General features: G+C 42.7%; 12 protein-coding genes. 3 read left to right on the top strand and 9 right to left on the bottom strand.

Annotated elements, in window-relative coordinates:
• The first annotated feature begins 77 nt into the window (after positions 1–77).
• Positions 78–527, top strand: coding sequence for a large conductance mechanosensitive channel protein MscL (mscL, locus tag IGI97_RS01650; protein WP_002354883.1), 450 nt, complete (start codon positions 78–80; stop codon positions 525–527).
• 40 nt (positions 528–567) lie between these two features.
• On the opposite strand, the gene IGI97_RS01645 is transcribed toward mscL, so the two are convergent.
• The 3 genes from IGI97_RS01645 to treR form a co-directional block, all read right to left on the bottom strand.
• Positions 568–1,284, bottom strand: a complete 717-nt coding sequence (locus tag IGI97_RS01645; protein WP_438737860.1) for a WxL domain-containing protein — start codon at positions 1,282–1,284, stop codon at positions 568–570.
• A gap of 97 nt (positions 1,285–1,381) precedes the next feature.
• A complete protein-coding gene (locus IGI97_RS01640) occupies positions 1,382–2,098 on the bottom strand; it encodes a WxL domain-containing protein (RefSeq protein ID WP_438738773.1) in 717 nt (238 codons plus the stop codon).
• 402 nt (positions 2,099–2,500) lie between these two features.
• Positions 2,501–3,214 (bottom strand): trehalose operon repressor, encoded by a 714-nt coding sequence (gene treR / locus IGI97_RS01635; RefSeq protein ID WP_002354877.1) that lies wholly within the window; start codon positions 3,212–3,214, stop codon positions 2,501–2,503.
• 261 nt (positions 3,215–3,475) lie between these two features.
• Between treR and IGI97_RS01630 the strand changes: the two genes are divergently transcribed.
• Positions 3,476–6,220, top strand: a complete 2,745-nt coding sequence (locus IGI97_RS01630) for a glycoside hydrolase family 65 protein (RefSeq protein ID WP_438737856.1) — start codon at positions 3,476–3,478, stop codon at positions 6,218–6,220.
• A gap of 14 nt (positions 6,221–6,234) precedes the next feature.
• Positions 6,235–6,885, top strand: a complete 651-nt coding sequence (gene pgmB / locus IGI97_RS01625) for a beta-phosphoglucomutase (protein ID WP_010713706.1) — start codon at positions 6,235–6,237, stop codon at positions 6,883–6,885.
• Between the two features lie 324 nt (positions 6,886–7,209).
• Here pgmB and pepG1 (IGI97_RS01620) read toward each other — a convergent pair whose 3' ends face one another.
• From pepG1 (IGI97_RS01620) to mutL, 6 genes are all read right to left on the bottom strand, one after another.
• Complete coding sequence (gene pepG1, locus IGI97_RS01620) at positions 7,210–7,353, bottom strand: type I toxin-antitoxin system toxin PepG1 (RefSeq protein WP_002392696.1); 144 nt, start codon at positions 7,351–7,353, stop codon at positions 7,210–7,212.
• 231 nt (positions 7,354–7,584) lie between these two features.
• On the bottom strand, positions 7,585–7,728 hold the full coding sequence (pepG1, locus tag IGI97_RS01615; protein ID WP_002392696.1) for a type I toxin-antitoxin system toxin PepG1: 144 nt from the start codon (positions 7,726–7,728) through the stop codon (positions 7,585–7,587).
• Between the two features lie 231 nt (positions 7,729–7,959).
• Positions 7,960–8,931 carry a ribose-phosphate diphosphokinase gene (locus IGI97_RS01610; RefSeq protein WP_002381060.1) on the bottom strand — a complete coding sequence of 324 codons (972 nt, stop codon included), beginning with the start codon at positions 8,929–8,931 and terminating at the stop codon, positions 7,960–7,962.
• Between the two features lie 174 nt (positions 8,932–9,105).
• Positions 9,106–9,543: a peptide-methionine (R)-S-oxide reductase MsrB gene (gene msrB / locus IGI97_RS01605; RefSeq protein WP_002354871.1), complete on the bottom strand. Its 438-nt coding sequence runs from the start codon at positions 9,541–9,543 to the stop codon at positions 9,106–9,108.
• Between the two features lie 132 nt (positions 9,544–9,675).
• Positions 9,676–10,230, bottom strand: a complete 555-nt coding sequence (locus tag IGI97_RS01600; protein WP_002354869.1) for a Maf family protein — start codon at positions 10,228–10,230, stop codon at positions 9,676–9,678.
• Between the two features lie 24 nt (positions 10,231–10,254).
• Positions 10,255–12,387 (bottom strand): DNA mismatch repair endonuclease MutL, encoded by a 2,133-nt coding sequence (mutL, locus tag IGI97_RS01595; RefSeq protein ID WP_438737854.1) that lies wholly within the window; start codon positions 12,385–12,387, stop codon positions 10,255–10,257.
• Between the last annotated feature and the right edge of the window lie 21 nt (positions 12,388–12,408).

Genomic DNA, 12,408 nt, shown 5'->3' with positions numbered 1-12,408 from the left:
TGAATGATAAGAGTTTTTCAGTTCAAATTTTCAAGAAGATTCGGTATACTGTTTTTAAAGTGAGGAGGGAAAAAAGAATGATTAAAGAATTTAAAGAGTTTATCATGCGCGGGAGTGTCTTAGACCTAGCCGTCGGTGTTGTCATTGGTAGTGCGTTTACAGCGATTGTGACACAAGTGGTGGAAGGCTTGATTACCCCGTTAATTAGTCTGATTTTTGTCTTGACGACTGGGAAAAAGAGTGCCGACGATGCATTGGGTGCCCTTGTCTATAAAGTCGAAGGCGTTGAATTCAATATTGGTAGCGTGATTAGTGCACTTATTACATTTTTAATTACGGCCTTCGTCCTCTTCTTGATTGTCAAAGCGGCCAACAAAATGAAAAACCGCGGCAAAAAAGAAGAAGCGGCAGAAGAAGAAGTGGTACCAACGAGCGAAGATTACTTAAAAGAAATTCGCGACTTATTAGCGGCGCAAACACCGCCTGCTGAAACTGTCAAAACAGACAGCACTTTCACAGAGAAATAAGCAAAAAGTCATCCTAAGGGGATGACTTTTTTGTTTGGACTTACACAGATGGTCCTGCGACGAGGTTCCATGTGATACTGCCTGTGTAGGCCCCTGCTTTAATATTGTTGGCTGGTGTTGTGATGTTTAAAGCTGTATTAAACAGTGAAAATTGCCATAATCCTTGGCCTTGACCAGCTGCTGCGTTAGCCATTAATTGGGCTTCCCCGCCTAAATCAAGGGTCCAATTTTGCGGAGCAGCCAGTTGTGGTCTGACTTCTGGCGTAGAGACTGCTGTCGTCAGAGCTACATAACTATTGCTGGTTGCCTCGTATTCCAAATCAAGTTGAGTAATCAGCGCCACTTTAATGTTGCCTTGTAAGCTTTCAGTGCCTAATTTTAGGCCATTAGATTGGGCCGTTAAATGCCAGCCTTCTTTGCCGCCGCGTACGTCACCGACACCAATCATTTCTGTATGGCCGTTGGTGGCTTCGGGGTCTCTTTGGTTAAGAATTGGTTTCGTTAAATCATCAGAAATTGATAATTTCCCAAAATTAAATTCGCGAGGAATAAATAGTAAATCAAAGTTACTGTTTGAGCCATTCGGGTCTGGATCAACGGTATTGGCATCGCCGTTGCCGTCTGGCAACGTGCCGCCTTCAAATGTTGCTGTGACTGGTGTATTCCCAGTGGTCACCGCTTGTGCTGAAAGAGGTGCTAAACTTGCGCCAACCACTGCGCTACCAACTAATAAACTTGCTATCATTTTCTTTTTCATTTGTGTACGTCTCCTTTACGATTGAATGATTATTAGAGGGCAGACCAGCAGCAGTTATCCGCTGATGGTCCGTCCTCTGTTTTTTTGTTGTTTGTGCTTAGATAGATGGTCCTGCGACAAGGTTCCATGTGATAGTTCCTGTGTAGTTCCCTGCTTTGATATCATATGCTGAGGTAGTGATATTTAAATAATTATCACGCATTGCAAAATGCCATAATCCTTGTCCTTTTCCAGAAGTAGCATTAGCAACTAGCGTGGCATCTCCTCCTAAACTAAGTGTCCAATCACTAGCAGCAGCAAGACTTGGTCTAATTTCAGGTGCTGAAATTGGGGTTACCATATATTCATACTGATTAGTTGTTTCATTAAACTCCAAATCATACAGAACTGTAATACCTGAGGTAATATTCCCATCTAAGCGTTCGTTACCTAACGTAAGTCCACTGGATTGAGCAGTTACATGCCAACCCTCTTTAGTCCCACGTATATCACCTACACCTAAGGCTTCTCTACGTCCACTCACACCTTCATCAACTTTATTCGGAATTGGTTGTGTCAAATCATCTGAAATTGACAATTTTCCAAAATCATACTCCCTTGGAATGTACAATAAATCAAAATCGCTATTCGTAGCGTTCGGGTCAGGCCTTTCTGTATTCGGACTAGGACCATCACCATCTGGCAGTTTTCCTCCACCAAACTCCACCTGAACTGGCGTATTCCCTGTCGTAGTCGCCTGTGCCGAAAGTGGTGCTAAACTTGCGCCAACGACTGCGCTACCAACTAATAAACTTGCCATCATTTTCTTTTTCATCATAATATGTACGTCTCCTTTAACTGTTCTGAATTTCCAGAGCGCGCGGTGCCTTTTTTCTGCGCTTCCGAAGCTATGTTCTTATTATACAAAATTCCTCCTTGTTTGTGATTTCAAATATTTAACAGCGCTTCGTAAAATCTGACGGTTCCTTTAAAACCAAGTATTTATCGTGGTTTCAAGTCCCAATTTCAGCACTTTTTGATATTTATAAATGTTATTTAATGACTTTTTCGTCAAATTCGTTTAAAAAACAAGGAGAAAACGTCAAAAAGTAAGAGTTAGACCTCTACTTTTTGACGTTTTCTCCTAAAATCTTATACATTTACCGGCGGTTCTTGCGAAAAAACCGTCAATTTTCATTTAATGACAGCCGTTTTTGTATTTGTTCGTCACGAAGACTTACAATTTACGGCGACGGGCGAATTCCACAAACTTAAATTTGTTTAAGCGGTGACGAGATTCCGTATAGCCAAAACAGCGGGTATCTTCCAAGTTCATAATACTACGGACCACGACGACATGATTGCCTTCGACTTCACCAATCAGCTGCTTGTCCATCTCTGTGAGCGGTTCCACGGTAATCTCTTTCTGGGCATAACTAATCGCCAAGCCAAGGTCGTTTTCCAGATAATCGAAAATCGAATCTTCGGCACGGTGCTTCGGCAGTTCTGGGACAATCTCTTTAATCAAGTAATCAATATCTAAAATATCGACTTCCCCTTCAATCTCCCGTTGCCGAACTAAGCGCCACACAGGGGCCCCTTCCGTCCAGCCAGTCAACTGAGCCAAGTTGCGCTCCACAGGAATTTCTTCTAAGGAAACCACATGAGTATGACTTTCAATATGCTGCGTTTGTTGTAACTCCTTGTAACTGGTCACCCCTGAAATAGGAAAATTAAACTTTTTAAAGTTGAGCACAATCGAGCCTTTGCCTTGTTTTTTCTGAATGTAGCCAGCGTTAATCAGTAAATTCAAGGCTTTCCGAATTGTTTCACGGGAAACATTGTAAGTTTCCACTAATTGATTTTCACTAGGTAATAAATCGCCTGGCTGATAGTCGCCTTGGACAATTTGTTGTTCTAATTCTAAAAATATGTCATGAAACTTGTTCATGCCGATCCTCCTCTACCAACAATTTCTTTTCTAAAAGCATAGCATATTCCCTCCGAAAAACCTAGAGCTGGTCAGAAAAATCCCCCGCACTTTCTGCCTTGCTTACGCCACTGACTCCCCCAGCCAAACCACTGCTTGACCGCCTTTTTTTCGGACCCAGCGCAGTCTGTTGCTGCCCCCTTCTGGAAAAGTTTTCCCAAGAATCTAGGGAAAATCCTTGTAATTCTGATTCGTTCATACTATACTGTAGTCAAACGAAACATGTCTATACAAGTTCACAAGGAGGCGCCAAACATGACCATTTTAGAATTAACATTCGCAACGAACCAACTAACGACGACTTTTTTTAACCATAAATTGGAACCGCTTCACCAAAAAACGTTCCCTTTTGAAGCCTTGACTATCGAAGAAACGGTTCCTGAACTGTGCCAATTGATTTTGGCAGAGGCTGCGCCGATTCTGGGGGGGATTGTGGCTGATTTCCCAGCGGATTTCTTTTCGCCAGAGGAAACGTTGGCGCTAGTTCCGCAAGCGGTGATTCAAGCGTTCGCGGAACAGTTGAACACGCCACTTTTAACGGCAGTCGAACAAGCGGCGGCACCGAATCTGCTGGCAGCATTTGAAGAAAAACGGCAGTATTTGGCTTGGCATTTGGACTATTATGGCTACGTGCCTGGGAAAAATGAATATGCGGTGGAGTCCCTGTTAACTGTCGGCAATGGCTTTTTAGGCTTGCGCGGCACAACACCTGAGATGACGATTTCTGATGATCATTATCCAGCAACCTATATTGCGGGGCTTTATAATACAGCGGCTTCGGAAGTTGCGGGTCAAGTAGTGGAAAATGAAGATTTCGTCAATGCTCCTGACAACCAACACATCGCTTTAAAAATTGGCGATGCCACTGACTGGTTAACGATTTCCCCAGACACGCTACAACAATTACATCGTCAATTGAACTTGAAAACGGGGTTGTTTGTCGCAGAAATGATTTTGAAAGATGCGGACAATCAGCAAATTAAATTAACGACGAAAAAAATCGCCAATATGGCACAGCCGAATGACTATCATCTGCAATATACGTTTGAGCCGTTAAACTTTTCGGCCCCGATTACTTTGAAAACCGTCACGGATGGCAGTGTCTACAACTATAACGTGGCGCGGTATCGCAACTTAACAGCGAAACATTTTCAGGTGACAGCATTAAGCGCGCAGGAAAACAAAACCGTGATTGAGGTTTGTACCAATCAATCCAACTTAAGCGTCCGAGAAACGGCCTTGATAACCGGTGATTTTTTTGAAAAAGAGGCCATTATGATTCAAGAAGAAGCGGAAAAAATCGCCCAAGTGGTGACCGTGATGGCGCACCAAGGAACGCGCTATACGCTAGAAAAGCAAGTCTTTGTGCAAGCCAGCCACGCCGAACAAAGTTGGCAGGTGCCGTTTACGCCGAAGGACTCTTTTGCGGCCGCCGCTCAGGAAAGCGCCCGCGCTTGGCAAAACCTTTGGCAACAAGCCAACATTACCGTGACAGGCGATTTGATGTCTCAAAAACTTTTACGGATTCACAGTTATCACTTGCTGGCTTCGGCTTCGCCTTTTAGTAACCAAGCCCAAGCATTAGACGTCTCGATTACCGCCCGAGGCTTGCATGGTGAAGCGTATCGTGGACATATTTTCTGGGATGAAATTTTTATTTTACCTTTTTATATTCAACATTATCCTGACACAGCGAAACAATTGTTGCTGTATCGCTACCACCGATTAGAGAAGGCGAAGGAAAATGCGGCGGCCAGCCAGTATCGTGGCGCAATGTATCCGTGGCAATCAGGGCGTGATGGGCGTGAAACCACGCAAAAACTTCACTTAAATCCGTTGAATGGACATTGGGGCGAGGATCATAGTATTCTGCAACGGCATGTTTCCTTAGCGATTGCTTACAATGCTTGGTTGTATTGGCATAGTACACAGGATCATGAATTTATGAAACAATATGGCGGCGAAATGTTGTTAGAAATCGCTCAATTTTGGAACAGCGCTGCGACGTTAGATGACGCAACAGGACGGTTCTTTATTGATAAAGTGATGGGACCTGATGAGTTTCACGAGGGCTATCCAGACCAAGCGGAAAGCGGCTTGAAAAACAACGCCTATACGAATTTGATGGTGGTTTGGCTATTCGAAGAATTAACCAACATTTTGGCACTTTTCTCTGAGGAAGAACAGGCACAACTTTTTGCCAAAACTCAGACCTCTTCGGCTGATCTAGCCCGCATGCAGCAAATTCAAAATTCACTGGAAATTGAAGTTAATTCTGACGGTATTATTGCGCAATATGAAGGGTATTTCGGCTTAAAAGAGATTGGCTGGGCGGCGATGAAAGAGAAATACGGCAATATTTACCGCATGGATCGAATTTTAAAAGCCGAAGGGGAATCCCCCGATGATTACAAAGTGGCGAAACAAGCCGACACGTTAATGTTGTTCTACAACTTAGACAAAACTCGGGTGGATCAAATTTTAGAAGATTTAGGGTATCAATTGCCTGCGGATTATTTGGAAAAAAATCTTTTGTATTATCTAAAACGGACGTCTCATGGTTCGACTTTGTCACGAATTGTTCATGCCCAATTGGCAGAAATGGCGCAATTCCATGAGCTATCTTGGCAACTTTATCAAGAAGCGTTGTATTCCGATTATCGTGACATTCAAGGTGGCACGACCGCTGAAGGGATTCATACAGGGGTCATGGCTGCGACGATCCACGTTACTTTAGCGACGTATGCAGGCGTTGACACGCGCCAGAACGAGTTATCAATTTGTCCAAACTTACCTGAACATTGGCAATCGCTGGCGTTCCAGTTTATTCATCAAGGCGTGACGTATCAATTTTCATTAACACAAACCAGTGTCACGATTACAGCAGATAAAGACACACAATTATTGGTTCAGGGCGCGTTAATTCGGTTAACCGCCGAACGACCAAAAGAAGTACATTATCAATAAAGGAGCGAACCACAATGACGATTGGATTTATTTTTGATTTGGATGGTGTCATTACTGACACCGCCAAATTTCATTATCAAGCTTGGAAAGCGTTGGCCGATTCGCTAGGTATCCCCATTGACGAAACCTTCAACGAAACATTAAAAGGCATTAGTCGGATGGATTCCTTGGACCGCATTTTAGCCCATGGCCACCGTGAAAATGCGTTTACTCCAGCAGAAAAAGAAGCCTTAGCTCAGCAAAAAAATGATCACTACGTTCAATTATTAGAACATTTAACAACAGAAGATGTTTTACCTGGTGTCGTGCCATTGCTACAGCAAGCCCAAGCACGTCACATTCCCTGTGCCGTGGCTTCGGCTTCAAAAAACGCGCCCCTGATTTTGGAAAAATTAGGCGTGCGCGCGTACTTCGCCACAATTGTCGATCCCGACTCGTTAAGCAAAGGCAAACCCGATCCTGAAATCTTTTTAGCCGCCGCTGACAGTATTGGCGTGCTACCGCAAAACGCCATTGGCTTTGAAGATGCACAATCAGGCATTGACGGCTTGAAAGCCGCGGGCATCTATGCCGTCGGCTTGTCGGCCAACCAACCCTTAATCGGAGCCGACATGCAAGTTTCTGAAATGACTGAACTAAGCGTTGATGCACTGCTCAATCGCTAAAGAATGACAAGAACCTTTAGCAGCAGGCACCTCTTTTCATCTACATTGTATCTATGCTAGAATGTAGATGAAAAGAGAGATATGCGTCAACATACCTCTCTAGTGTAGAGCCGTTTGAGACGGTGACCGATTTTTTATTGTCATTTTTAACAGCTTTTAGGATTTCACGGATTAACGCTAAATTTATTCGTGCTTTTCGGGAAAATGTGCTATAATGAAAATGAAAAGAGAGATATGCGTCAACATACCTCTCTGATGTAGAGCCGTTTAAGACGGTGACCGATTTTGTTACAAAAAATAACCGTACTCGATCAAAGTAAACGGTTATTTTTTATTGTCATTTTTAAGCAATTTCACAATCAGCGCAATCAAAGCAATGGTAAACATACCAAACCCTAGGATCGTCTGAATTGTTTCATATGCTGACAACAGGCCTCTCCTTTCTGTAAATTTTGGAAGTACGCTCATACGCACCACCTCACTTTCAGATTAGATAGCCACCGTGTTAACTTCTCTACACTTAGATTATACCATGCAAAACTAAAAAATAATTAGTTTCAAATATATTTTTTTAGGGAAATGTGCTATAATGAAAACGAAAAGAGAGATATGCTTCAACATACCTCTCTGATGTAGAGCCGTTTAAGACGGTGACCGATTGTATTATTTAAAAATAACCGTACTGGTCAAAGTAGACGGTTATTTTTTATTGTCATTTTTAAGCAATTTCACAATCAGTGCAATCAAAGCAATGGTAAACATACCAAACCCTAGGATCGTCTGAATTGTTTCATATGCTGACAAAAGGCCTCTCCTTTCTGTAAATTTTGGAAGTACGCTCATACGCACCACCTCACCGAAAGGGGAAAGTCTCTGCTCCTACGCTTCTCACTTTGTTGCGATGCTCGTCGCAAAGCGCATGTTCCTTTGCGCTTGCCTCCGCCTTAACTTCTCTACACTTATCGTATATCTTGAACACCTAATAAACATTCAGGTTACAATATATTTTTAGATAAAATGATTTAGAGAAAAAACCGCCCACATCAGAAAAATGATGTGGGCGGTTTTTTGTAATTATTTATTTTTTGTTTCAAATAACGGACTAACTGGTTTGTTTTCGTGGATACGTTTAATCGCATCTCCGATTAATTCACCAACGCTGACTTCGTCAATTTTAGCAATTTTACGATCATCAGATAGGTAAATAGAGTCTGTTACAACTAAGCGTTCAATTGCTGAATCTTCAATACGTTGTAAGGCTGGTCCTGATAAAACGGGATGTGTACAAGAAGCGTAAACGTCTTTTGCTCCGGCTTCTTTCAATGCGTTTGCAGCAAGAGAAATTGTCCCCGCTGTGTCAATCATGTCATCAATTAAGACACATGTTTTGCCTTCCACATGACCAATGATATTCATTACTTCTGCTACGTTCGCTTTTGGACGACGTTTGTCAATGATCGCAATTGGTGCTTTTAAGAATTCTGCCAATTTACGCGCACGCGTTACACCACCATGGTCAGGGGAAACAACAACGACGTCATCGCCTTGAATGCCGTGTTCGATGAAGTAATCGGCAATTAATGGTGCACCCATCAAATGATCCACTGGAATATCAAAGAATCCTTGAATTTGGACCGCATGTAAGTCCAATGTCAACATTCTTGTTGCACCAGCTTTTTCAATCATGTTTGCAACAAGTTTAGCAGTGATTGGTTCCCGGGCACGTGCTTTACGGTCTTGACGTGCATACCCATAATAAGGCATAACCACGTTAATTGTTTTAGCACTCGCACGTTTTAACGCATCAATCATGATTAATAGTTCCATTAAGTTATCGTTAACAGGGCTACTTGTTGATTGAATGACGTAAACATGTGCACCACGAATACTTTCTTCAATATTCACTTGAATTTCGCCATCACTAAATTGTGTTACAGAGCACTTTCCTAGCTCCACACCCACAGCATCCGCAATTTTTTCTGCTAAGGGACGATTAGAGTTCAAAGAAAAGATTTTCAATCTTGGATCAAAATAATGTTTCGACATTAGAACCTCCACTTTCTATTTCAGCCAATTCGTTAAAACTGAACAATACTTTCCTTCTAAAATAATAGTAGTCCTAGCCAAATAAATCAAGAGATTTTCTGTATTTCATACAAGATATTCATCAAAAGTCGCTTTCTTCTAACTATTTTATCGTATTTGTCTAAAAAATGAGGATTATTTGAATAAAGAAAGGTACTCACCATAGCCTTCTTTTTCTAAATCTGCCACTGGCACAAATCTCAAAGCTGCCGCATTAATGCAATAACGTAAGCCACCTTCTTGGAGTGGGCCATCAGTGAAAACATGCCCTAAATGTGAATCTGCTTCTTGACTGCGAACTTCTACTCGGTGCATGCCGTGACTAAAATCAGCTTTTTCTTTGACGCCACGTTTTTCAATTGGTTTGGTAAAGGATGGCCAGCCGCAACCAGCATCGTATTTGTCTAGGGAGCTAAACAACGGTTCGCCACTAACAATGTCTACATAGATTCCGTCTTGGTAAAAGTCATCATATTCTCCTGAAAAAGGGCGTTCTGTTGCGTTTTCTTGTGTGACGGCATATTGAAGATCCGTCAAGGTTTGTTTTAATTCTTCTTCTGTTGGTTTTGTCATTCTGTCCACTCCTTTTCTTCTGTTCAATTTATTGGGTTCAATGATACCACGTTTGCCAAACAGGCACCTAATAGTTTGCATAGTAAAAGACAGTCCTTTCTCTTTTTGACGAATGAAAAGGACTGTCTTTTATTAGTTGAATTCTTTTAGTAGTCGGGCTACTTTGGCAATTGGTAAACCCATAATGGCGTAATAATCGCCAGCGATTGCTTCAATTAGTAATGCTCCTTGTCCTTGGATACCATAAGCGCCTGCTTTGTCGGCATACTCTGCGGTATCTAAGTAAGCATGGATTTCCGTGTCTGTCAGTGGATAAAACGTCACGGTTGAATGAACTGTCGCGGAGCGCTCTTTTTCCCCTTGTTTCAACGTCACACTTGTATACACGTCATGTGTTTTGCCACTTAGGAGGCGCAACATGCGATAACCGTCTTCCCGAGAAGTGGGTTTGCCGAGGATCTCTCCCGCCAATGCCACAATTGTATCGCAGCCAATGACTAGTGCTTCGGGGGATTGCTCTGCTATAGCCGCTGCTTTTTGGGCAGCCATTTGCGCCACATATTCTGCTGGTAAGCCGTCTTTGCCAACAGTTTCATCGATATCGGCTGGTGCAATCGTAAAAGTTGGGACCACACGCTTTAATAACTCCTGACGGCGAGGAGATTGGGATGCTAAAATAATTTGCATAAAATGATGACGCCTCGTTTCTTTTTAATGGGGGTCTTGAATGCGTTTAAACATTCGTTCCATATCTGAATTCGTAAAATGAATCAGCACCGGACGTCCATGCGGACAATTAAACGGATTTTCGCACAAGGCTAAATCTTTTAATAGCACGCGTGCTTGTTGCTCATTGAGGTAATGATTGGCTTTGATGGATCGCTTACAGCTCATCATAATGGCAGTTGCTTCACGGAATTTTTTCACGCTGACCGAGCCAGTTGTTAGCAACATGTCAATCATCTCGCGAACAATGCTTTCCTCTTCGCCTGCAGGATACCAAGTTGGGTGCGCCCGCACAATGAAACTATTTTGTCCAAAGTCTTCCAAATGGATGCCGACTTCCGCAAGGGTTTCTTTCTGCTCTTTAATTTTCAAGGCATCGCTATTTGGATAATCAATAACGATTGGTACCAATAGTTCTTGTAAATCATCACTGACTTCGCCAATTTTTTCACGGAAGTACTCGTATTTAATTCGTTCTTGGGCAGCGTGTTGGTCGATAATAAACAGGCCATCTTTGCTTTGTGCGAATAAATAAGTTCCGTGCATTTGACCGAAGTATTCTAGCTCAGGAAAACGTTCTGTCGGTCGTTCTTCTTCCAACTTGTTCAGGGCTTGTTTCAGTTCTCTTTGACTCGCAGCGCTATTGGCATCGAATTCTGGGTGAAGTTTCATTTCTTCTTGGAAAACCTCGTCAGCAGCCTCTGATGAAGGCAGAGAAGGTTCTGAATCAGGCACTTCAGTTATTTTCGTTTCTTCGGCTATTACCTGTTGCTCATTACTAGCTGTTTCCCAATGATTTGCGGAATCAGCAGCTGCCGAAGAGGTTTCGTAAGCTGACGTTTCTTCCGCTACACTCGTTGATTCTGGCACTGGCGGCGCAAATGGGTCGTCCATTGGGTCCACTGCTCTTTCTGTCTGGATGACAGCTTCAGGGGCGCTTGAGGCTGGTGTTTCGTCTATCGCATGTTCCGCATAGAAGCGACCTGTTGCGGGATTATAGCTTAAGCTGCCCGGTCGTTGTTTTACCGCAGGTTGTTCAGTCGATAAAGGAATTTCCATTTGTTCGGCTTTAGGTTCTGGCGGTAGTTTCTTTTTAAAACGCAAATTGTCTGCCGCATTGGGAATTAACTGTTCTTGGCTCAACACTTCTTGAATCGCCTGTTCAATTAATGCCATTAAATCTTTTTCTTTACTTAAACGAACTTCTTGCTTAGTGGGATGGACATTGACATCGACTAACAGCGGATCCATTTCAATTTCTAACACAGCAATTGGAAAACGCCCCACCATTAGTTTCGAACCATAGCCGGCTACAATTGCTTTATTTAACGCGAAATTTTTAATATAACGACCATTGATAATCGTTGATAAATAGTTGCGGCTGGCCCGTGTGACTTCTGGCAATGAGACATACCCTGTCAAAGTAAAATCAAGGTCTTTTCCTTCAATTTTCAACATTTTCTTTGCGGTGCTAATGCCATAAATCCCCGCAATCGTTTGTTTTAAATCGCCATTGCCTGTTGTACTCATCATTTTGTGGCCGTCATGAACTAAGCGAAAAGCGACTTTAGGGTGACTTAACGCCAGACGATTGACAATGTCACCGATATTGGCCAATTCCGTTTGGATCGTTTTGACGTATTTCAAACGAGCGGGCGTATTATAAAATAAATTGGAAACGGTCATTTTTGTGCCTTTACGGAGGGCTGCTGGTCGGTTTTCTTCGACCTTGCCCCCTTTTAGAATCACATAGCTGCCTTCTTCTTCCTCAGCTGTGGCAGTTTCGACAATCATTTCAGAAACTGAGGCAATACTTGGTAAGGCTTCGCCTCGGAACCCCAAGCTGCGAATTCGGAACAAATCATCTCTTGTATGAATTTTGCTTGTGGCATGGCGTTTGAAGGCATTCAGTACATCTTCTTTGGCAATTCCTTCACCATTATCAATAATTTGAATGGTTTTCAAGCCAGCTTCTTCAATAAAAATATCAATTTGGGTGCTTCCTGCATCCAGTGCATTTTCCACCAATTCTTTGACGACAGAAGCGGGACGTTCAACAACTTCACCAGCAGCAATCTGGTTGGCTAGTTGTTCGGATAGTTCTTGAATTTTCCCCATTTCACGACCTCCTAACCGGTT

This window comes from Enterococcus sp. DIV2419 (assembly GCF_051711865.1).
Taxonomy (GTDB): domain Bacteria; phylum Bacillota; class Bacilli; order Lactobacillales; family Enterococcaceae; genus Enterococcus; species Enterococcus faecalis.
The sequence above is the reverse complement of the archived record's forward strand: the minus strand, read 5'-3'. Positions and strand labels throughout refer to the sequence as shown.